This window comes from Bacillus sp. ES1-5, from assembly GCF_022487605.1.
Lineage (GTDB): Bacteria > Bacillota > Bacilli > Bacillales > Bacillaceae_G > Bacillus_A > Bacillus_A wiedmannii.
Genome location: NZ_JAKVPU010000006.1, coordinates 171,748 through 193,949 on the forward strand (window position 1 = coordinate 171,748; position 22,202 = coordinate 193,949).

The 22,202-nt window shown below is 36.8% G+C and carries 25 protein-coding genes; 21 read left to right on the forward strand and 4 right to left on the reverse strand.

The genetic code is table 11. The features are described 5' to 3' along the window. Positions 1-52: 52 nt before the first annotated feature. Positions 53-841 (forward strand): phosphatidylserine decarboxylase, encoded by a 789-nt coding sequence (locus MKO96_RS20255; RefSeq protein WP_240588460.1) that lies wholly within the window; start codon positions 53-55, stop codon positions 839-841. Between the two features lie 148 nt (positions 842-989). Here MKO96_RS20255 and sda read toward each other — a convergent pair whose 3' ends face one another. Next, the gene (sda, locus tag MKO96_RS20260) at positions 990-1,145 is read right to left on the reverse strand and encodes a sporulation histidine kinase inhibitor Sda (RefSeq protein ID WP_000853283.1); all 156 of its coding nucleotides are present in this window, start codon (positions 1,143-1,145) and stop codon (positions 990-992) included. A 247-nt stretch (positions 1,146-1,392) separates the two neighbouring features. On the opposite strand from sda, the gene MKO96_RS20265 reads away from it, so the two are divergent. The 8 genes from MKO96_RS20265 (at position 1,393) to MKO96_RS20300 (ending at position 6,530) form a co-directional block, all read left to right on the forward strand. Further along, entirely contained in the window at positions 1,393-1,905 is a 513-nt protein-coding gene (locus tag MKO96_RS20265; protein WP_087982014.1) for a YqeG family HAD IIIA-type phosphatase, read from the forward strand. Positions 1,906-1,908: 3 nt separating this feature from the next. Continuing rightward, positions 1,909-3,015 (forward strand): ribosome biogenesis GTPase YqeH, encoded by a 1,107-nt coding sequence (yqeH, locus tag MKO96_RS20270; protein WP_064474755.1) that lies wholly within the window; start codon positions 1,909-1,911, stop codon positions 3,013-3,015. 15 nt (positions 3,016-3,030) lie between these two features. Further along, positions 3,031-3,864 carry a shikimate dehydrogenase gene (aroE, locus tag MKO96_RS20275; protein ID WP_240588461.1) on the forward strand — a complete coding sequence of 278 codons (834 nt, stop codon included), beginning with the start codon at positions 3,031-3,033 and terminating at the stop codon, positions 3,862-3,864. A 5-nt stretch (positions 3,865-3,869) separates the two neighbouring features. Beyond that, complete coding sequence (yhbY, locus tag MKO96_RS20280) at positions 3,870-4,172, forward strand: ribosome assembly RNA-binding protein YhbY (RefSeq protein ID WP_087982009.1); 303 nt, start codon at positions 3,870-3,872, stop codon at positions 4,170-4,172. 130 nt (positions 4,173-4,302) lie between these two features. Then, complete coding sequence (gene nadD / locus MKO96_RS20285) at positions 4,303-4,872, forward strand: nicotinate-nucleotide adenylyltransferase (RefSeq protein ID WP_001226041.1); 570 nt, start codon at positions 4,303-4,305, stop codon at positions 4,870-4,872. Then, a complete protein-coding gene (yqeK, locus tag MKO96_RS20290; protein WP_240588462.1) occupies positions 4,862-5,431 on the forward strand; it encodes a bis(5'-nucleosyl)-tetraphosphatase (symmetrical) YqeK in 570 nt (189 codons plus the stop codon). Before nadD ends, yqeK begins: the two co-directional genes overlap by 11 nt. After that, on the forward strand, positions 5,428-5,784 hold the full coding sequence (gene rsfS / locus MKO96_RS20295; protein WP_076540292.1) for a ribosome silencing factor: 357 nt from the start codon (positions 5,428-5,430) through the stop codon (positions 5,782-5,784). The genes yqeK and rsfS overlap by 4 nt, the downstream gene beginning before the upstream one ends. Further along, complete coding sequence (locus MKO96_RS20300; RefSeq protein ID WP_000873068.1) at positions 5,781-6,530, forward strand: class I SAM-dependent methyltransferase; 750 nt, start codon at positions 5,781-5,783, stop codon at positions 6,528-6,530. Before rsfS ends, MKO96_RS20300 begins: the two co-directional genes overlap by 4 nt. A 171-nt stretch (positions 6,531-6,701) precedes the next feature. Here MKO96_RS20300 and comER read toward each other — a convergent pair whose 3' ends face one another. Then, the gene (comER, locus tag MKO96_RS20305; protein WP_240588463.1) at positions 6,702-7,529 is read right to left on the reverse strand and encodes a late competence protein ComER; all 828 of its coding nucleotides are present in this window, start codon (positions 7,527-7,529) and stop codon (positions 6,702-6,704) included. A gap of 77 nt (positions 7,530-7,606) precedes the next feature. Here comER and MKO96_RS20310 point away from each other — a divergent pair, with 77 nt between their 5' ends. The 3 genes from MKO96_RS20310 to MKO96_RS20320 all read left to right on the forward strand — a co-directional run bounded on the left by MKO96_RS20310 (position 7,607) and on the right by MKO96_RS20320 (position 11,163). Continuing rightward, positions 7,607-8,206, forward strand: coding sequence for a helix-hairpin-helix domain-containing protein (locus MKO96_RS20310; protein ID WP_087982003.1), 600 nt, complete (start codon positions 7,607-7,609; stop codon positions 8,204-8,206). 63 nt (positions 8,207-8,269) lie between these two features. Then, complete coding sequence (locus tag MKO96_RS20315; RefSeq protein ID WP_000439786.1) at positions 8,270-8,827, forward strand: ComE operon protein 2; 558 nt, start codon at positions 8,270-8,272, stop codon at positions 8,825-8,827. Positions 8,828-8,841: 14 nt separating this feature from the next. Then, on the forward strand, positions 8,842-11,163 hold the full coding sequence (locus MKO96_RS20320; RefSeq protein WP_240588464.1) for a DNA internalization-related competence protein ComEC/Rec2: 2,322 nt from the start codon (positions 8,842-8,844) through the stop codon (positions 11,161-11,163). Between the two features lie 29 nt (positions 11,164-11,192). Here the strand turns inward: MKO96_RS20320 and MKO96_RS20325 are convergent, their stop codons facing one another. Next, the gene (locus MKO96_RS20325) at positions 11,193-11,327 is read right to left on the reverse strand and encodes a YqzM family protein (RefSeq protein ID WP_000997609.1); all 135 of its coding nucleotides are present in this window, start codon (positions 11,325-11,327) and stop codon (positions 11,193-11,195) included. Positions 11,328-11,673: 346 nt separating this feature from the next. On the opposite strand from MKO96_RS20325, the gene holA reads away from it, so the two are divergent. Next, positions 11,674-12,684, forward strand: a complete 1,011-nt coding sequence (holA, locus tag MKO96_RS20330) for a DNA polymerase III subunit delta (RefSeq protein ID WP_240588465.1) — start codon at positions 11,674-11,676, stop codon at positions 12,682-12,684. Positions 12,685-12,766: 82 nt separating this feature from the next. Here the strand turns inward: holA and rpsT are convergent, their stop codons facing one another. Next, entirely contained in the window at positions 12,767-13,024 is a 258-nt protein-coding gene (rpsT, locus tag MKO96_RS20335) for a 30S ribosomal protein S20 (protein WP_001274014.1), read from the reverse strand. 181 nt (positions 13,025-13,205) lie between these two features. Here rpsT and gpr point away from each other — a divergent pair, with 181 nt between their 5' ends. The 8 genes from gpr to dnaK all read left to right on the forward strand — a co-directional run bounded on the left by gpr (position 13,206) and on the right by dnaK (position 22,108). After that, the gene (gpr, locus tag MKO96_RS20340) at positions 13,206-14,309 is read left to right on the forward strand and encodes a GPR endopeptidase (RefSeq protein WP_087981998.1); all 1,104 of its coding nucleotides are present in this window, start codon (positions 13,206-13,208) and stop codon (positions 14,307-14,309) included. Further along, entirely contained in the window at positions 14,306-14,671 is a 366-nt protein-coding gene (locus tag MKO96_RS20345) for a YqxA family protein (RefSeq protein ID WP_240588466.1), read from the forward strand. Before gpr ends, MKO96_RS20345 begins: the two co-directional genes overlap by 4 nt. 210 nt (positions 14,672-14,881) lie before the next feature. Continuing rightward, entirely contained in the window at positions 14,882-16,705 is a 1,824-nt protein-coding gene (gene lepA / locus MKO96_RS20350) for an elongation factor 4 (protein ID WP_240588467.1), read from the forward strand. A gap of 159 nt (positions 16,706-16,864) precedes the next feature. Beyond that, entirely contained in the window at positions 16,865-17,239 is a 375-nt protein-coding gene (locus MKO96_RS20355) for a winged helix-turn-helix transcriptional regulator (protein ID WP_087981993.1), read from the forward strand. 51 nt (positions 17,240-17,290) lie between these two features. Next, complete coding sequence (gene hemW / locus MKO96_RS20360) at positions 17,291-18,430, forward strand: radical SAM family heme chaperone HemW (protein ID WP_087981991.1); 1,140 nt, start codon at positions 17,291-17,293, stop codon at positions 18,428-18,430. A gap of 133 nt (positions 18,431-18,563) precedes the next feature. Beyond that, the gene (gene hrcA, locus MKO96_RS20365; RefSeq protein ID WP_076540270.1) at positions 18,564-19,580 is read left to right on the forward strand and encodes a heat-inducible transcriptional repressor HrcA; all 1,017 of its coding nucleotides are present in this window, start codon (positions 18,564-18,566) and stop codon (positions 19,578-19,580) included. Between the two features lie 114 nt (positions 19,581-19,694). Continuing rightward, a complete protein-coding gene (gene grpE / locus MKO96_RS20370; protein WP_097819251.1) occupies positions 19,695-20,246 on the forward strand; it encodes a nucleotide exchange factor GrpE in 552 nt (183 codons plus the stop codon). A 26-nt stretch (positions 20,247-20,272) separates the two neighbouring features. Continuing rightward, entirely contained in the window at positions 20,273-22,108 is a 1,836-nt protein-coding gene (gene dnaK / locus MKO96_RS20375; protein WP_000034697.1) for a chaperone protein DnaK, read from the forward strand. Positions 22,109-22,202 lie beyond the last annotated feature (94 nt).

Sequence of the window (22,202 nt, forward strand, 5' to 3'; positions counted from 1 at the left end):
AAGGAAAAGAAGGGGAAGCTAAAGTTATAGACTGATTAGGAGGTTTCGCAATTTGCGACGTACATTATATCGACTTATGATCGAACTTACAAATGGTCGTTTTACTTCTTATATATTACGTAAATTTGCACAATCTCGTTTGAGCTCTATCATTATTCCATCGTATGCGAAAGTTTTTCAAATTAACCAAGATGAGATGGAAAAGGGTTTGAAGGAATATAGAACATTGCATGAATTATTTACGCGTAAGCTAAAAGAAGGAAAGCGTAGTGTTGATACAGATGCATCGAGTATCGTTAGTCCTGTTGATGGTGTTTTTGCTGATCACGGTCCTATTGAGGAAACAAAAACATTTGATATTAAAGGTAAGCGTTATTCAATCGTGGATATGCTAGGTAATGAAGAACGTGCAAAGCGATATGCAGGTGGTACATACATGGTTATTTATTTAAGCCCAAGTCATTATCATCGTATTCATAGTCCGCTTTCTGGTTCTGTGACTGAAAGGTTTGTACTTGGTAGAAAATCATATCCGGTAAATCCAGCTGGTATGGAATACGGGAAAGAGCCATTATCAAAAAATTATCGCTCTGTTACAGAAGTAAATAGTGACGGTGAACATATGGCACTTGTAAAAGTAGGAGCTATGTTTGTCAATAGTATTGAGCTGCTGCATGAAAGAAGTACTGTTCAAAAAGGTGAAGAAATGGCATACTTTACATTTGGCTCAACAGTTGTGTTATTGTTTGAAAAAGATATGATAGAAGTAGTGCAGAATTTGAAGAGTGGACAAGAGCTTCGTCTTGGTGAAAAAATTGCTACTCGTTCGGCTCATAAGTAAAGAAAACATTTTATAACTGTAAGCAAGAGTTATGGACAAAGATGCTTAATGATGAAATTCCCTAGATGGGAGTACTTGTTTATTCGAGAGCCATCGCAGGATGGCTCTTTTTACAAGTTAGCTCATTAAAATTTCACTTTATATGTAATCAAGACGATTTGACAAGCTTGTCCTCTAATGAGCGTCTAATCATTTCTTGTTTTATAAGTAAAATGAAGTCGGGATTTAATTTTAGTTCTTTTGCTTTATAATAAGACTCAGTGAGTAACTCAGTAGATAACTGTTCCATATATTTTGTTTTCAAGGTGAGTCACCTCCTAATAATTTAAGGATTGATTCGTTGTTGCATTTAATGTACCAAAAAAATATGACAGTCACAAACGAGTGGTTATCCACATACCTAGGTGGATAAAATGTGTATAGATTGTTAGTAAATTCCAAATTAGCTGAAAAATTAATGTGGAAAATGTGTACAATTTTATCCACAGGTCATATATCGAAATATGCTGTCGAAAAATTTTTATGAAAACTCCTCAAAGAGGTGAAAGAAATTGAAACTATTTTTACCAAATGAATATGTGAAAAATGTATATCATGTTCAACCAGAAGATTTGAAAAAACGTGGAATTAAAGGTGTCATTACTGATTTAGATAACACGTTAATTGAATGGGATCGTCCAAATGCAACGCCACAACTTGAAGAATGGTTTTTGAAAATGAAAGAGCAAGGCATTCAAGTAACAGTCGTTTCAAATAATAATGAGCAACGTGTGAAAGACTTTGCTGATCCATTAGGTATTCCATTTATTCATAGTGCGCGTAAGCCATTTGTTCGCGCGTTTAAGCGTGCGATACAAGAGATGGACCTGCAGCCAGATGAAGTTGTAGTAATTGGGGATCAGTTACTAACGGATGTGTTAGGTGGAAACCGAGTGGGACTTCATACGATTTTAGTTGTACCGGTAGCACAAACGGACGGATTAGTAACGCGCTTTAATCGAAAAATTGAACGAAGAATTATGAGAAATATGAAGAAAAAAGGTTTAATTAACTGGGAGGAATAAAGTTTGACTGAAACAATTAAATGTATTGGTTGCGGTGTAGAAATTCAAACAGAAGATAAAAATGAAGTAGGATATGCTCCTGCCTCATCTTTAGAGAAAGAACAAGTAATTTGTCAACGTTGTTTTCGCTTGAAGCATTACAACGAAATTCAAGATGTATCATTAACAGATGATGACTTCCTACGTATTCTAAACGGAATTGGAAAATCAGATGCATTAGTAGTTAAGATTGTAGATATTTTTGATTTTAATGGTAGCTGGTTACCTGGTTTACATCGTTTCGTGGGAAATAATAAAGTATTACTTGTTGGAAATAAAGCTGATTTAATTCCTAAGTCAGTAAAACATGATAAAGTAAAGCATTGGATGCGCTATAGTGCAAAGCAGCTAGGATTAAAGCCAGAAGATGTCTTTTTAATTAGTGCAGCAAGGGGACAAGGGATTGCTGAGCTGGCAGATGCTATTGAGTATTACCGCGGCGGAAAAGATGTTTACGTTGTTGGATGTACGAATGTAGGAAAATCAACATTTATTAATCGTATGATTAAAGAGTTTAGTGATGAGACTGAAAATGTAATTACAACATCTCATTTCCCAGGAACAACACTTGATTTAATTGATATTCCGTTAGACGAAGAATCTTCTTTATATGATACGCCAGGTATTATTAACCACCATCAAATGGCTCATTATGTTGGAAAAGAAAGCTTAAAGCTTATTACACCAACAAAAGAAATTAAGCCGATGGTGTTCCAATTAAATGAAGAACAAACATTATTCTTCAGTGGATTAGCACGTTTTGATTATGTAAGTGGTGGTCGTCGTGCATTTACTTGTCACTTCTCGAATCGTTTAACAATCCATCGTACAAAGCTTGAGAAAGCAGATGAATTGTATAAAAATCATGCTGGGGATTTACTAAGCCCGCCAACACCAGAAGAATTAGAAAATATGCCAGAGTTAGTGAAATACGAATTTAATATTCGTGAACCAAAAACGGATGTTGTATTCTCTGGATTAGGATGGGTTACGGTAAACGAACCGGGAGCAAAAATTGTTGCACACGTACCAAAAGGAGTAAGTGTTTCGCTACGTAAATCTTTAATTTAATATGGAGAGGGATTTATGAAACAATTATATGGTGTAATCGGAAATCCAATTGGACATTCATTATCACCCGTTATGCATAACGATGCATTTGAACACTTGAATATGGATGCCCATTATCATGCATTTCTTGTTAAAGAGGAAGTGCTAGGGGAAGCAGTAAGAGGTTTAAAAGCATTAGGTATTTCAGGATTTAATGTAACAACTCCGCACAAAGTTGCTATTATGGATTATTTGGATGAGATTGACCCGCTAGCAAAACAAATTGGTGCAGTAAATACAGTGGTTCATAAGGATGGGAAATTGATTGGCTACAATACAGATGGAATTGGTTTTGTCCGAGCGCTGCAGTCAATTAGTAGTGAACCACTTCAGGAGAAACGTATTTTATTGCTTGGCGCAGGTGGTGCTAGTCGAGCTATTTATTTTTCTCTTGCTGATGTAGGTGTGAAAGAGATTGATGTAGCTAATCGTACAGTAGATAAGGCGAAAGAACTTATTGCTGCATGTACGGCTACTGTTAATTCTGTTGCTTTATCGTTAGAAAAAGTAACAGAAGAACAAGGGAATTATGATATTATCATTCAGACGACAACGATAGGTATGCATCCACGCGTCGAACATACGCCATTACAAATTTCTTCGTTAAAAAAAGGGACGATTGTATCAGATATAATTTATAATCCATTTGAAACGAAAATTTTATGTGAGGCAAAAGCGCAAGGTGCAATGATTCAAAATGGTATTGATATGTTTGTTTATCAAGGGGCGCTTGCATTTGAAATGTGGACAGGGCGTGTACCGAATATCGATAGAATGAAACAATTAGTTATAAGAAAGCTTGGAGGCTAACATATATGTTAACAGGAAAACAAAAAAGATTTTTACGTGCACAAGCACATCATTTAACACCAATTTTTCAAGTAGGAAAAGGCGGAGTAAATGAAAATATGATTAAACAAATCGCAGATACTTTAGAAGTTCGTGAATTATTTAAAGTAAGTGTGCTACAAAACTGTGAATTCGATCGTCGTGAAGTTGCAGAAGAACTTGCAACAGGCGCACGTGCTGAAATCGTTCAAGTAATTGGAAGTACAATCGTTTTATACAAAGAATCTAGAGAAAATAAACAAATTAAACTTCCGCGATCAAAAGAATAGCATATGCTATTTTTTATCTTAAGTGCGTAATGATGTAGAGAGCGAAACCAATTGAACTTTTATTAACAGTGAACTCTCTTCGGATAGAAATGAAGAGAGTTACTGTAGGTAAAAGGAAGGGGCGTTTCTTTTGAGAAAAATTGGCATCATTGGCGGTACATTTGATCCGCCACATTATGGGCATTTGCTAATTGCAAATGAAGTATATCACGCTTTGAATTTAGAAGAAGTATGGTTCTTACCGAACCAAATTCCACCGCATAAACAAGGGCGGAATATTACAAGTGTAGAAAATCGCTTACAAATGTTAGAGCTTGCGACTGAGGCAGAGGAACATTTTTCTATTTGTTTAGAAGAGCTAAGCAGGAAGGGCCCATCTTATACGTATGACACTATGTTACAATTGACGAAGAAGTATCCGGATGTGCAGTTTCACTTTATTATTGGTGGAGATATGGTTGAGTATTTACCAAAGTGGTATAATATTGAAGCTTTACTTGATCTTGTAACGTTTGTTGGGGTTGCAAGACCTGGTTATACATTGCGTACACCTTATCCTATCACCACTGTGGAAATTCCGGAGTTTGCAGTTTCTTCATCTTTATTGCGTGAGAGATATAAAGAGAAGAGAACATGTAAATATTTACTTCCTGAAAAAGTACAGGTGTATATCGAGAGGAATGGGTTGTATGAATCGTGAGAAAGCACTTCATATTGTCAAACAACAAATGCATGAAAAACGTTATATACACACAATTGGTGTAATGGAGACAGCAATTGAACTTGCTAAGTTATACGGTGTGGATGAAAAAAAAGCTGAAGTTGCAGCTATATTCCATGATTATGCGAAGTGTAGAGCGATTTCTGAGATGGAAGAGATTATTAAAAGTGAAGATTTGCCGAAAGATTTACTCTGTTATAACAAAGAGTTATGGCATGCACCTGTTGGGGCATACTTAGTAGAAAAAGAAGTAGGCATTACAGATCCTGAAATCCTGCAAGCTATTACATATCATACAAGTGGTCATGAGAGAATGACGATGTTAGATAAAGTAATTTATGTAGCTGATTACATTGAGCCTGGGCGAAAGTTTCCAGGGGTGGAGGAAGCTCGTAAACTCGCATATGCGGATATAAATCAAGCTTTATTATTTGCGTTAAAGCGAACAATTCAATTTTTAATGGAAAAAAATCAAACGATTTATCCATTAACATTCCAAACATACAACGCAGTTATCAAGGAGGAAATTAGTAAATGAAAGATAAAGATTTATTAGTATTAGCAGCAAAAGCGGCTGATGATAAGAGAGCAGAAGATATGGTTGTCCTAAATATGCAAGGTGTTTCACCAATTGCAGATTATTTCATTATTTGTCACGGTAACTCAGATAAGCAAGTGCAAGCAATTGCGCGTGAAATTAAATCGAAAGCACATGAGTTCCAAATCGACGTACAACGTATGGAAGGTTTTGACGAAGCACGTTGGGTATTAGTTGACCTTGGAGATGTAGTTGCTCATGTATTCCATAAAGATGAGCGTAATCACTATAATTTAGAGCGTCTTTGGGGCGATGTACCGCGTGAGGATATTACAGACGAGCTAGACCAATGAAATACGAACAATTTGCATTGTTGTACGACGAACTAATGAATGATGTTCCTTATGATAAATGGGTGGAATTCACTGAAGAAAGTTTACAGCAAGCGGATATGAAAGAGGCGAAGATTCTTGATGTAGCATGCGGTACTGGTAATGTAACACTTCCGCTTGTACAAAAGGGTTACGATTTAATCGGTGTCGATCTTTCAGAAGAGATGTTAACGGTCGCTCAGCAAAAACTAGGCGGAGAAGGATACTTTATTCCTTTTTACCAACAAGACATGCGGGAGCTTGATGTTCCGGGTGAGTTTGACTGTGTAACTATCTTTTGTGATTCATTAAATTATGTATTGCAAGAAGATGGAGTGCAAGAAACGTTTCGCAGAGTGTTTCACCATTTACGTCAAGATGGTTTGTTTTTATTTGATGTACATTCTTTGTATAAAATACATCATGTATTTCAAAATGAAACATACACAGTGAATGGAGAGGAAATATCTCTTATTTGGAATTGCTTCCCTGGTGAAGAATCAAATAGTGTAGAACATGATTTAACATTCTTTGTTCAAGACCCAGAAGAAGATGTGTACCATCGTTTTGACGAATGTCACGTGCAACGTGCATATCAGGTTGAAGAGTTAACAAAATGGCTTGAAGAAGCTGGGTTTACAGTGCTTCGTGTGACTGGTGACTTTGAGCGACTTGAAGTTACAGAACAAACAGAGCGTATTTTCTTCATGGCGAAGAAAAACGCATAAAACAAAAGCAACCGAGAAGGTTGCTTTTGTTTTATAAAGAAGTTGTAATTTTAGTTCTAGCATAATAGGAAGATGATATACGTGAAGTGTGAAAATGCTAGTTTAAGTGAAAATGTAATGTAAAAAAGTAAGTATTTATAAAAAGGATTTGGAATGACGATGACGTATTTATTATGTGTGTTTATTGAATTGCTGATCAACGCATTTTAAATCTTCATCAAATTTCTCGTGTGTCCGCTCGATTAATTTATGAAACATATCCCCAACATGTTCTTCTAAAACACGAATGCCTTCTCCTGTAACGCCGCCTTTAACACATACTTTTTCTTGTAAAGTAGGCAATGTGAAAATCTCTTTTTCAAGTAGTTTCCCCATTCCAACGACCATTTCACTTACTAAAGTAGTGGCTTCTTCATGTGTAATATTTGTTTTATCTACAGCAGCGTTAATGAAACATTGTAATAAATAACTAAAGAATGCAGGGCCGCAGCTTGCTATATCAGATGAAACGCGCGTTATATCTTCTTCTATCATAAGGGGAGTAGAAATGTTTTTGAATAGGCGAAATAGCTTTTGTTGCCACTCTTCAGAGCATTTACTTCCAAATGTAAATAGTGATGCGCCAGACAGGGCGCGGTTTGTAATGCTCGGAATGATACGTGCAATGTGGCAAGGTACAAGTGTCTCTAATTGTGACGGAGATATTGGACTTGTGATAGAAACTAAGCACTTTTCATCAGAAAAATGTTCAGCGTATTTTTGTAGGATCGGGTATATATCTATCGGCTTTACGCAAATAAAAATAAGATGTGATCGTTCGATTACCTCATCGATAGTTTTGGCTATGTGAACAGAAGGGTGTTTTTCCTTTATATGATATGCTTTGGCGGGCGTTCGATTAATGATTGTAAGGCACGAAGGTTCGACAGCACGGGTTTCTAAAAATGCGTCGATTAGTATATTCCCCATGTTCCCTGTCCCTATAATTCCTATGTTCAATGTTTCATACCTCCTTCGTAACAGCTTTCTCCTAAACAATATGAATGATGTTATAAATTTATGATTAGAGGTGTAAAATGATGTGGGATTTTCCAAAGAAATGGTTAGGATTAGTAGCTATTATTGGAACTGTACTTTTTCTTCTTTTTTGGAAAACGAACCAGCATACAGAGCGAACGGTCATTACAACGGATGTTCAAGCGAAAGAGCTAGAGAAAAAAAGTAAACCGAAAATATCGGATACAAAGCAGCAGAAAAAAATAATTGTAATTGATATGAAAGGGGCTGTTGTTAAAGAGGGGGTGTATGAAATGAAAGAAGGGGACCGGGTCAAGGATGCCATTGAAAAGGCAGGTGGTTTTTTACCCGAGGCAGATAGGAAGAAGGTAAATTTAGCGCAAATAGTACAAGACCAAATGATCCTTTATGTACCGAATGAAAATGAACAAGTGCAAGAAGTAGCTGCTATTTCAAAGGGGGAGGGGAAAGTTCAAATAAATGCAGCTTCTAAAGAACAACTTGAAAAAATTACAGGTATTGGTTCTCGGAAAGCAGAAAGTATTTTGAAATATCGAGAAGAACATGGTCCTTTTCAGAAAATAGAAGATTTGTTAGAGATTGATGGGATCGGTGTGAAGTCATTGGAAAAAATAAAAGATCAAATTATTATTCCGTAAAAGATTGACGAAGTTTTTCTTCATTCGCTACACTACAAGTAGACAAAAAAGTAGGTGAAAAATATGGAACGAATTTCATGGGATCAATATTTTATGACGCAAAGCCATCTGCTATCTTTACGTAGTACATGTACAAGGCTTGCAGTAGGAGCGACAATCGTTCGTGATAAACGAATTATTGCTGGTGGATATAATGGTTCAATTAAAGGTGGCGTACATTGCATAGATGATGGATGCTACGTTATTGATAATCATTGTGTTCGTACAATTCACGCAGAAATGAATGCTTTATTACAGTGTGCAAAGTTCGGTGTGAAAACGGAGGAAGCGGAAATTTATGTTACGCATTTCCCTTGTTTACAATGCTGTAAGGCGATTATTCAAAGTGGTATTACAGCAGTTTATTATGCGCAGGATTATAAAAATCATCCATATGCCGTAGAGTTATTTGAAAAAGCGAATGTAACAGTGAAACACGTTCCGCTAGAATATAATATTGCGGCATTAGAGGATCAAAAGCGCCATATGGAGTTAAAAGAACTATTTGCATCTTTAGAAAAAGAAAACTTATCAATGGAAGAATTACAGCATGTATTCACGAAAGCAAAAATGATGCTATAAGGAGTGAGTATGAGTTGTATGGACAATGGGGCTATGTTGCAATCTCGTTTATCGTAGGGATTGCAATTGCCTTTTCCACTTCAGTTTTATTGCTGACTTGTTGTCTCGTTTTGTGTGTTTTCTTTTGTTTATACCGTACTTCGCGTAAAACCTTCTTTTTTTGTATGTTAGCGTGTTTTAGTGGCGCTATGTACACTACGTATATTCAAGGGCAAAACAAGCCTCTAGGAGAACCTTACGAAGTTACAAGGGGGGTAATACAAAATACACCTCTTATTAACGGGGATCGCCTATCATTTCAAGTTGAAGATCAGAATGAAAATATAGTGCAGTTAAGTTACAAAATTAAATCAGCCTCGGAAAAGAAACAACTGCGACAATTATATGCAGGAGTATCCTGTGTATTCGAAGGTGAGAGGAAAGAACCACCAATAGCTCGGAATTTTCATGGTTTTAATTATCGTGATTATTTGTATAAGCAAAATATTCATTTCATATTGGAGGCTACATATATTTCTGAATGTCATAAAACATCGTTGTCACTCGTGCAATGGATTCTTCTTTTGAGACAGCAAGCAATCTCGGGCGTTACAGAAATGTTTCCAGCGCAATCAGGTGCTTTTATGAATGCATTAGTATTTGGTGATAGACAACAAATGACATTTGAAGTTGAAGAGCAATATCAGCAATTTGGTCTTGTACATTTGTTGGCGATTTCAGGATCGCATATCGTATTGTTAATGGTGATTGTGTATTTTATTTTGCTAAGAAGTGGTGTGACGAGGGAGATAGCGACCGTATGTCTTATCTTTTGCATTCCTCTATATATGATTTTAGCAGGAGCATCACCGTCTGTTATAAGAGCTTCTATAACAGGAGTTTTGATGTTGATTACTTTCATATGTTCTATTCGTTTATCTAGCTTAGATGCTTTAAGTGTTACAGCTATATGTATGCTTATATTTGATCCGTATCTTGTTTTTAATATTGGCTTTCAGTTTTCGTTCGTTGGTAGTTTCGCCTTGATTTTGTCAGCCCCGATTTTACTAGATAGTAGTAAAGGAGTAATCCGAAATTCCATTTATATTTCTCTTATTTCACAACTCGTTAGTACTCCGATTTTGTTATATCACTTCGGTTATTTTTCTCCATATAGTATTTTTCTTAATATCCTATACGTTCCGTTTTTATCTCTCATTGTATTGCCGTGTAGTATTATCATTTTGGTATGTATACCGATCGTCCCGTTTCTTGCAAAAGGACTTGCGAATGTACTATCAATAGGTTTGAATATTTCTAATGATTTTCTAAGTTATTGTGAAAATTTACCGTTTATCCGCCTTATTTTCGGGCAAACACCTATACTTCTTGTAGCTCTATATTGCACGAGTATTGTTAGTATATTGATGGTTTGGGAAAGGCGGGTGTCGAAGAAAATTATGTTCGTAGCTTCGGGTATGTTTCTTTTGGTTTGTACATGTCATTATGTATATCCGTATTTTCGAGAAAGTGGGAGTGTTACATTTCTTGATGTTGGACAGGGAGACGCAATTTTAATTCGCCTCCCGTACGATAAAGAGATTTACCTCATTGATACTGGTGGAACAATGCGTGCAAATAAGGAAGAATGGCAACGGAAAAAGCACGAATTTTCTGTTGGGAATGATATTTTAATCCCGTATTTACAAAAGGAAGGGATTAAAACAATCGATAAATTAATCGTAACGCATGGAGATGCGGATCATATAGGTGCTGCGCAAGATTTATTATCGAATATGACCGTAAAAGAAGTTGTATTTGGCCGAAAGGAACAAGATGCGGTATTAGAAAAAGTATTAAAGAAACAGGCGTTAGAAAAGGAAGTGAAAATAAGTGAAGTGGGGGAAGGAGAGAGTTGGAGCGTAAATGAAGCGGAATTTTTTGTACTAGCTCCAACAGGAAAAGCGAGAAGTGAAAATAACGCTTCAATTGTTATGTGGGCAAAATTAGGAGGGGTAACGTGGCTGTTTACAGGTGATTTAGAAGAAGAAGGAGAGAAGTTTTTAATAGCTACGTATCCAGATTTACGGGCGGATGTTTTAAAGGTTGCTCATCATGGGAGTAATACGTCATCTATAGCGCCTTTTTTGAGCGCTGTACAGCCTGATGTAGCGATTATTTCTGTCGGTGAGCGTAATAGGTATGGGCATCCTCATAAGGAAGTTGTAGAGCGTTTAGAGAAGATGGGGATTGAAATATGGCGTACGGATAAGCAGGGTGCTATTTCCTATGTATTTAAAGTGGAACACGGAACCTTTCGTAGCAAAATCACATATGATGAAACACATAATAGATAAAAAAGAAGACTGCCAGTAAGCAGCAGTCTTTAAGAACCGATAAATTTAATAACAGTTGCAATGATGAAAAGTGTTGCGAAAAAACCAAATGAGACGATAAATCCTACCCCTGAATCAATAGCGTCATTGCGTTTACTTTGAACGTTTTGTTCAAAATCATTCATTTAGAATCCCTCCCCAACATTCCACTTTAGTATAAAATATTGTCAGAAAAAAATCTACAATTTCCATGTGAAGAGAAATCGAGCGTTTTTACTACTTTTAGATTATTAAGGAACGTGAGTTTTTTGTTTCCAAGCATGTTAACAGTTGGCACTTATACTCGAATTTTTATTGTGAATAATAAAGGGAAGGTGATTACCGCACACCGATAAGAAACCCGGGGCTTATTGCGTGGCGTTTAATATAAATAAAGGAACGGGTTATACAGCCTGTTCCTTTGTACTTGTAAAACAAAAGCTAGGGCATTAGTATAAATATATATTGCCAAGTTAGGGAGTAGGAAAAAGTATGAGTGATATACATAAAAAGATTAAAAAGAAGCAGTTTGCCCCGTTGTATTTACTGTATGGAACGGAAGCGTTTTTTATAAATGAAACGATAAAGCTTATTACAACAGAAGCGCTTGAAGAGGAAGATCGCGAGTTTAATGTTGTGACATATGATTTAGAAGAGGCGTATTTAGAAGATGTGGTTGAGGATGCACGTACACTTCCTTTTTTCGGAGAACGTAAAGTGCTATTAATAAAATCACCACTATTTTTAACTTCACAAAAAGAAAAATTAGAGCAAAATATAAAAATTTTAGAAGAATATATTGGGGAGCCTTCTCCATTTTCTATTCTTGTTTTTGTTGCGCCTTACGAAAAATTTGATGAACGAAAAAAAATTACAAAACTATTAAAGAAAACAGCGGACGTAGTAGAAGCAAATGCGATGCAAGTGCAGGATGTTCAGAAGTGGATTGTTGCTCGTGTAGATGAAGTGCATGTGCATATTGATAATGCAGCTGTTAGTTTGTTGTTAGAGCTTGTGGGAAGTAATGTAACGATGTTGGCGAAGGAAATGGACAAGTTAACGTTATACGTCGGTATGGGCGGAGAGATTACACCGAAACTTGTTGCAGAGCTTGTGCCAAAATCGGTTGAACAAAATGTGTTTGCTTTGACAGAAAAAGTGGTGAAAAAAGATATCGCGGGTGCGATGCAAATTTTGGATGGATTATTTACGCAGCAAGAGGAACCCATTAAACTGCTTGCGTTATTAGTAAGTCAATTCCGCTTGCTCTATCAAGTGAAAGAGTTACAGCAGCGTGGTTATGGACAAAATCAAATTGCGTCTCATATTGGTGTGCATCCATATCGTGTAAAGTTAGCGATGAATCAAACGAAGTTTTTCTCTTTTGAAGAATTAAAAAAAGTGATTATAGAATTAGCGGAAGCTGATTATAGTATGAAGACTGGAAAAATGGATAAGAAACTTGTGCTTGAGTTTTTCTTAATGCGGTTAAATCATATGTGATGAAACAAAAAGTTCACGTGCTAAGCACGTGAACTTTTTTGTATATAAAAAAACGATCCAAATGGATCGTTTTTTAAACGCCTTACGCGTTTACTTGTTTCGCTAAGCGAGATTTTTGACGAGCTGCAGCGTTTTGGTGGATAAGACCTTTACGAGCTGCTTTGTCAAGTTTTTTAGAAGCAGTTTTGAAAGCTTCTTTAGCATTTTCAAGATCGTTATTAGTAACTAAAGCTTCTACAGTTTTAACAGCAGAACGCATGTCAGACTTGATAGAAGCGTTATGTGAACGACGCTCTTCGCTAAGTTTAGCGCGTTTGATAGCAGATTTGATGTTTGCCATACTTTTCACCTCCCTGGTGCAATCGAATGACTCGATTCTTAACATAGAACAAGTGATATTCTATCAAACGGTGAAGAGAATTGCAATAGTATATCAATGAAATTTCACGTAAAGGAAAGAATGGCCTTATATAACTTTGGGAAATCTAACGATATTTACTATGAATTACGGAGGAGATACGATGAAAGAACCATTAGATTTAAGTAAATATAGTGTTAGAACTGACCTTGCTGTAGAGGCACATCAAATGTTGCAAGAGAGTCAAGAAGAGAAAAAAGGGATACAAGGAGTTATTGTAAAAGAGAGGGAAGAAGAAGGTATTACCATTACAAAAGTAATGATTGATGAAGTTGCCTCTGAATCGATGGGTAAAAAACCTGGGAGTTATTTAACGCTTGAAGTACAAGGTATACGTCAACAAGATACGGAACTGCAACAAAAAGTAGAGCGCATTTTTGCAAAAGAATTTTCTTATTTCTTAGAAGAGGTTGGCGTTACGAAAGAAGCGAGTTGTTTAATTGTTGGTCTTGGGAATTGGAATGTAACGCCAGATGCGCTTGGACCGATTGTTGTAGAAAATGTATTGGTAACGAGACATTTGTTTCAATTGCAACCTGAAAGTGTAGAAGAAGGGTTTAGGCCTGTTAGTGCAATTCGGCCGGGGGTAATGGGAATTACAGGAATCGAAACGAGCGATGTCATTTATGGAATCATTGAGAAGACGAAGCCAGACTTTGTCATTGCAATTGATGCATTAGCTGCCCGTTCTATTGAACGAGTAAATAGTACGATACAAATTTCTGATACGGGAATTCATCCTGGATCGGGTGTTGGGAATAAGCGTAAGGAACTCAGTAAAGAAACATTGGGTATTCCTGTTATCGCGATTGGTGTTCCGACTGTGGTTGATGCCGTTTCAATTACAAGCGATACAATTGATTTTATTTTGAAACATTTTGGACGGGAGATGAAAGAAGGAAACAAACCTGCCCGTTCTTTGTTACCAGCCGGTTTTACATTTGGAGAAAAGAAAAAATTAACAGAAGAAGATATGCCGGATGAAAAGAGTCGGAATATGTTTTTAGGTGCTGTAGGTACGCTGGAAGATGAAGAGAAGAGAAAATTAATTTATGAAGTGTTATCTCCTCTTGGTCATAATTTAATGGTGACTCCGAAAGAAGTGGATGCTTTCATAGAGGATATGGCGAATGTAATAGCGAGTGGTTTAAATGCAGCCTTGCATCATCAAATTGACCAAGATAATACAGGAGCATATACACATTGATGGGAGGAGATGATAATCGTTTAAGCCGCTTTTCGCTTTTATGTATATGTAGTGCGGCCTTATGTTTACTTATGATAATAGCAGGGGTGGTACTTGCTAATCATGGTTTGAAAAGTATGAAAGGTTATCAGCAAATGTCGTATGAACAAATCGCTCATATGACAGGAACAGAGGGTGCGGGTGCTGAATCAGAAATTTTGGGAAGTTCGTTTTCCGTTGCTGAAAAACAAAAACAATTAGAAAGCTTAAAAAGCTTTAATGTTGTAGAAGGAATTGGTATGGCAATAGCAAGTGCTACTTATGAAGTAACAAAGTTTGGAACGGATATAGTTGTTGGGAAAGTGAAGGAGATTTTTAGTTAAGGGTAGCAGGAAGAACGGTTGTCTTACCATTTTGTACGACAGCCGTTTTTAAATTTGAAAAAGGTTTGTCTCTTATGGTTTGTTCGCATAAGATATAGATAGAATGATTTGTATTGTAAGCAGCACGAGTTTTCATTGAATCTTTGCTGCTCTATTGATATAATCAGTGCTAGTGTATATTGGCGAGACTATTAGGAGTTGAGAACATAGATGAACAAAGAAGAAAGAGCAAAAAGACAGTCCAAAATCCGTAATTTCTCTATCATTGCTCATATTGACCACGGAAAATCAACGTTAGCAGACCGTATTTTAGAGAAAACAAACGCGTTAACACAACGTGAAATGAAAGCTCAATTGCTTGACTCTATGGATTTAGAGCGTGAGCGCGGTATTACAATTAAATTAAATGCAGTACAACTTACGTATAAAGCGAAAGACGGTGAAGAGTATATTCTTCACTTAATCGATACTCCAGGACACGTCGACTTTACGTACGAAGTATCTCGTAGTTTAGCGGCTTGTGAAGGTGCGATTCTTGTTGTGGATGCAGCACAAGGGATTGAGGCGCAAACATTAGCAAACGTATATTTAGCGCTTGATAATAATTTAGAAATATTACCAGTTATTAATAAAATCGACTTACCAAGTGCGGACCCAGAACGTGTACGTCAAGAGGTAGAAGATGTAATTGGTTTAGATGCATCGGAAGCTGTACTTGCTTCAGCGAAAGCTGGTATTGGTATTGAAGATATTTTAGAACAAATCGTTGAAAAGGTACCGGCTCCAGCAGGGGATTCAGAAGAGCCTTTACAATGTATGATTTTCGATTCTTTATATGATCCGTACCGCGGTGTAATTGCATATATCCGTGTTGTAAATGGAACGGTAAAAGTTGGCGATAAAGTACGTATGATGGCAACTGGAAAAGAATTTGAAGTAACAGAAGTAGGTGTGTTTACACCGAAAACAACGCAACGTGACGAGTTAACAGTAGGTGATGTAGGGTTCTTAGCGGCATCTATTAAAAACGTAGGTGATACACGCGTAGGTGATACAATCACACATGCAAAACGTCCGGCTGCAGAGGCGTTAGCGGGTTATCGTAAATTAAACCCAATGGTATTCTGTGGTTTATATCCAATCGATTCTGCCCGTTACAACGACTTACGTGATGCGTTAGAAAAATTAGAGTTAAACGATTCTGCTCTTGAGTTTGAACCAGAAACATCTCAAGCACTAGGATTTGGTTTCCGTTGTGGTTTCTTAGGACTTCTTCACATGGAAATCATTCAAGAACGTATTGAACGTGAATTTAAAATTGATTTAATTACAACAGCGCCAAGCGTTATTTATAAAGTTTATTTAACAAGCGGTGAAGATGTTATTGTTGATAACCCATCTAATATGCCAGATCCACAATCTATCGATCGTGTAGAAGAGCCGTTTGTGAAGGCGTCGATTATGGTTCCGAATGACTATGTTGGAGCTGTAATGGAAATTTGCCAAGGTAAACGTGGAACGTTTATTGATATGCAATATTTAGATGAAACACGTGTTACACTAACATACGAAATTCCGTTATCAGAAATCGTATATGACTTCTTCGATCAGTTGAAATCAAATACAAAAGGATATGCATCGTTTGACTACGAATTAATTGGTTATAAACCGTCGAAACTTGTGAAAATGGATATTCTTTTAAATAATGAACAAGTCGATGCTTTATCATTTATCGTGCATCGTGATTCAGCGTATGACCGTGGTAAAGTAATTGTAGAGAAATTAAAAGAATTAATTCCAAGACAACAGTTCGAAGTACCAATTCAGGCGACTATCGGAAACAAGGTTGTAGCACGTTCTACAATTAAGGCGATGCGTAAAAACGTACTTGCGAAATGTTACGGTGGTGACATTTCTCGTAAACGTAAACTTCTTGATAAGCAAAAAGAAGGTAAAAAACGTATGAAGTCTGTTGGTTCTGTAGAAGTACCGCAAGAAGCATTCATGGCTGTACTGAAAATGGATGACAACTAATAATTGATTGTTATTTCGTACGAATTGAGATAAAAAAGAAGTCGTTTATACGGCTTCTTTTTTATGTATAATTACTTTTTAGACAACGTAGCTTCTCTCATTTACAATAGTGAAGTGGCTATATTTATGAATGATTGATATAGAGTTAGGAGACTATTAATGTCCGAAAATATTCGAAAAGATATTCACGAGAAAATACAAAATGGCAATTTTAATTGTGAAAAGGAATTGACGCTTTCTATTATTAGTGGGAAGTGGAAAGTTGTGATACTGTGGCATCTTGGTGTGGAAGGGCCTCATCGTTTTAGTGAATTACAACGATTATTCCCAAGTATTTCTCATAAAGTTTTGTCGAACCAATTAAAAGAGTTAATGGAAGATGGGGTTGTTGATCGAACAGTATACCCAGAAATTCCTCCGCGAGTAGAGTATTATATGACGGAATTAGGCATGTCGCTTTTACCAATCGTTGAAATGATGTATGATTGGGGAAAAATGCGAATGGAACAAATTCGTAATACGTTAGAGAAGTAAAGATTCCTCCGGAGCGCGGAGGTTTTCTTTTTAGAAAGGTAGGAGTTATATTTGGTGCAAGCTGCATATATTCACATTCCGTTTTGTCAGCATATTTGTCACTATTGTGATTTTAATAAAGTGTTTATTGAACGCCAGCCGGTCGATCAATATTTAGAGTATTTAGAGAAAGAAATAATAAATACAGTTCAAAAAGTACCGTTTGATAGTATGAAAACAATTTTTGTTGGTGGAGGAACTCCGACAGCGTTAAATATGGAGCAGACAAAAAAGTTACTAGATATTATAAACAGTCGCTTACGTCCGTTTGCGCCAAATTGTGAATTAACATTTGAAGCAAATCCGGGTGATTTACCGAAAGAGAAGTTAAATGTATTGCTAGAAGGTGGAGTGAACCGAATTAGTTTTGGCGTGCAAACATTTCGGGATGAGTTGCTTGAGAAAATTGGGCGTAAGCACACGAGGGAAGATGCATTTGTAGCAATTAGAGAAGCGCAGGAAGTGGGCTTTAAAAATATAAATGTAGATATTATCTATGCTCTGCCAGGGCAGACGATAGAAGATGTTAAAGAAACATTAGACATTGCTTTTACGCTTGGCGTACAACATTTCTCGGCATATTCATTAATTGTGGAACCGAAAACTGTGTTTTATAACTTAATGAATAAAGGGAAATTAAGACTTCCAGGTGAAGACCATGAAGCGAAAATGTATGAAATGGTAATGGATGAAATGGAGAAACACGGCTATACCCAGTATGAAATTAGCAATTTCTCAAAAGGTGATAATGAAAGTAGACATAATCTCACATACTGGAATAATGAAGAGTATTATGGATTTGGAGCTGGAGCGCATAGTTATGTAAATGGAGAACGTATCCAAAATGTAGGTCCGCTCAAGCAATATTTCAATAAAATCGATGAAACTGGATTTCCATATTTAGATGTTCACGCGGTGACGGAGAAAGAAAGAATGGAAGAAGAGTTGTTCTTAGGACTTCGAAAAACAAAAGGTGTATCTAAAATAGCGTTTCAAAAGAAATTTAATATGGAGATGGATCAAGTTTTCGCGAAGCAGTTGCAAAAAAATCAAGAACAAGGATTGCTTGAAGAGAAAGATGGATATGTTCGTTTAACGCGAAAAGGAAAATTATTAGGGAATGAAGTATTCCAATCGTTTTTGATTGACTAATTAAATGTTCCATAAACGTGAAAAAGTTTCATTATTTCGTGACGTTTCCGTTGACAATTGAATGTCAATTTTGGTAAGTTATTAATAGATTTAGCACTCGAAGACAAAGAGTGCTAACAGAGGTGATGATGAGATGCTTACGGAACGTCAGCTCTTAATTTTACAAACAATTATTGATGACTTTATTGGATCAGCGCAACCTGTTGGGTCGAGGACGTTGGCTAAGAAAGATGAAATTACGTTTAGTTCAGCTACTATTCGAAATGAAATGGCTGATTTAGAGGAACTAGGATTTATTGAGAAAACGCATAGTTCTTCAGGACGTGTTCCTTCTGAAAAAGGATATCGTTTTTATGTAGATCATCTTTTAGCGCCGCAAAACTTACCGAACGATGAAATTGTACAAATTAAAGATTTATTTGCTGAAAGAATTTTTGAAGCGGAAAAGATTGCACAGCAATCGGCTCAAATTTTATCAGAGCTTACGAATTATACGGCCATTGTTCTTGGACCGAAGTTAAGCACAAATAAACTTAAAAACGTACAAATTGTACCGCTTGATCGTCAAACTGCAGTCGCTATTATTGTAACGGATACAGGGCATGTACAAAGCAAAACGATTACCGTTCCGGAATCTGTTGATTTATCAGATTTAGAAAAAATGGTTAATATTTTAAATGAAAAGCTGTCGGGCGTACCAATGGCAGAACTGCATAACAAAATCTTGAAAGAGATTGTTACAGTTTTACGTGGGTATGTTCATAATTACGATAGTGCAATAAAAATGTTAGATGGTACATTTCAAGTTCCTTTATCGGAAAAGATATACTTTGGAGGGAAAGCAAATATGCTTTCGCAACCAGAGTTCCATGACATTCACAAAGTAAGATCCTTGCTGACAATGATTGATAATGAAGCCGAGTTTTATGACATTTTGCGTCATAAACAAGTAGGTATTCAAGTGAAAATTGGTAGGGAAAACTCTGCGACGGCCATGGAAGATTGTAGTTTAATTTCTGCAACATATTCGATTGGAGAAGAACAGCTTGGAACAATTGCTATTTTAGGTCCGACAAGAATGCAATACTCGCGGGTAATTAGTTTGTTACAGTTATTTACGAGACAATTTACTGATGGACTTAAAAAGTAAATGAGAGTAATACATTCGCTTAAGTAATGAAATTTTCATTGCTGTGTGTAATATATAATGCTTAGGTAATTGTGCTCAGCATAATACCTAATACCTTTTAAGGAGGTGAATATTGTGGAAGAGCGTAACGAACAAGTGGTAGAAGAAGTAAAAGAAGCTGTCACGACAGAAAACAGTGAAGAAACTGTAGAAGAAAAAAGTGAGGCTGCTCTTTTACAAGAAAAAGTAGATGAGTTACAAGCGAAACTAACGGAAACGGAAGGTCGCACATTACGTCTACAAGCAGATTTTGAAAATTATAAGCGTCGTGTCCAAATGGATAAACAGGCTGCTGAAAAATATAGAGCACAAAGTCTAGTTTCAGATATTTTGCCAGCTCTTGATAATTTTGAAAGAGCGATGCAAGTGGAAGCAACTGATGAGCAAACGAAGTCCTTGTTACAAGGTATGGAAATGGTGCATCGTCAATTGTTAGAAGCGTTGACTAAAGAAGGTGTTGAAGTGATTGGATCTGTTGGTAAACAGTTTGATCCTAATGAACACCAAGCTATTATGCAAGTGGAAGATAGTGAATTTGAATCAAACGCGGTAGTTGAAGAATTCCAAAAAGGTTATAAACTAAAAGACCGTGTGATTCGCCCATCAATGGTAAAAGTAAATCAATAATTTACATAAAAGTAGGAGGATTCGCCATGAGTAAAATTATCGGTATTGACTTAGGTACAACAAACTCTTGTGTAGCTGTTATGGAAGGTGGAGAACCAAAGGTTATCCCAAACCCAGAAGGAAACCGTACAACACCTTCTGTTGTAGCTTTCAAAAATGAAGAGCGTCAAGTTGGGGAAGTTGCAAAGCGTCAAGCAATTACAAACCCAAATACAATCATGTCTGTTAAACGTCATATGGGTACAGACTACAAAGTAGAAGTTGAAGGTAAAGATTATACACCTCAAGAAATTTCTGCAATCATTTTACAAAACTTAAAAGCTTCTGCTGAAGCATACTTAGGTGAAACAGTAACGAAAGCTGTTATTACAGTACCTGCATACTTCAACGATGCAGAACGTCAAGCAACAAAAGATGCTGGTCGTATCGCTGGTTTAGAAGTTGAGCGTATCATTAACGAACCAACAGCAGCAGCGCTTGCTTACGGTTTAGAAAAACAAGATGAAGAGCAAAAAATCTTAGTATATGACTTAGGTGGCGGTACATTTGACGTATCTATCCTTGAGTTAGCAGATGGAACATTCGAAGTTATTTCAACTGCTGGTGACAACCGTCTTGGTGGAGATGACTTTGACCAAGTTATTATTGACCACTTAGTAGCTGAGTTCAAAAAAGAAAATAACATTGATTTAAGCCAAGATAAAATGGCACTTCAACGTTTGAAAGATGCAGCTGAAAAAGCGAAAAAAGATCTTTCTGGCGTAACACAAACACAAATTTCATTACCATTCATTAGTGCTGGAGCTGCTGGTCCATTACACTTAGAATTAACGTTAACAAGAGCGAAATTCGAAGAGATTTCAGCAGGTCTTGTTGAAAGAACGTTAGAGCCAACTCGTCGTGCATTAAAAGACGCTGGTTTTGCTCCAAGCGAATTAGATAAAGTTATCCTTGTTGGTGGATCTACTCGTATCCCAGCTGTACAAGAAGCTATTAAACGTGAAACTGGTAAAGAACCATATAAAGGTGTAAACCCTGATGAAGTTGTAGCATTAGGTGCTGCAGTTCAAGGTGGCGTACTTACTGGTGATGTAGAAGGCGTACTATTATTAGACGTAACTCCACTTTCTTTAGGTATTGAAACTATGGGTGGTGTGTTCACGAAATTAATCGAGCGTAACACTACAATTCCAACAAGTAAGTCACAAGTATTCTCAACAGCTGCTGATAACCAACCGGCAGTAGACATTCACGTATTACAAGGTGAGCGTCCAATGTCAGCTGACAACAAAACATTAGGCCGTTTCCAATTAACAGACCTTCCACCAGCACCACGTGGTATTCCACAAATCGAAGTAACATTCGATATTGATGCGAACGGTATCGTTAACGTGCGTGCAAAAGACTTAGGAACAAGCAAAGAGCAAACTATTACAATCCAATCTTCTTCAGGTCTTTCTGATGAAGAAGTAGATCGTATGGTACAAGAAGCAGAAGCAAATGCTGACGCTGACCAAAAACGTAAGGAAGAAGTTGAACTTCGTAACGAAGCTGACCAACTTGTATTCCAAACGGATAAAGTTGTAAAAGATTTAGAAGGTAAAGTGGATGCGGCTGAAGTTGCAAAAGCAACAGAAGCGAAAGAAGCATTACAAGCTGCGATCGAGAAGAACGAGCTTGAGGAAATCCGTGCGAAAAAAGACGCTTTACAAGAAATCGTACAACAATTAACTGTTAAATTATACGAGCAAGCTCAAGCAGCCGCAGGGCAAGCAGAAGGTGCACAAGGAGCACAAGATGCTGGCGCGAAGAAAGACAATGTAGTAGACGCTGAGTTTGAAGAAGTAAAAGAAGATAAGTAATATAAATAAGTAAGATGACAAAAAGTCAAAGTCAAGCGTGCCTTGACTTTGACTTTTTTCACGAATGAAAAGAAAAGTGTGAGGTTCTTAAGTT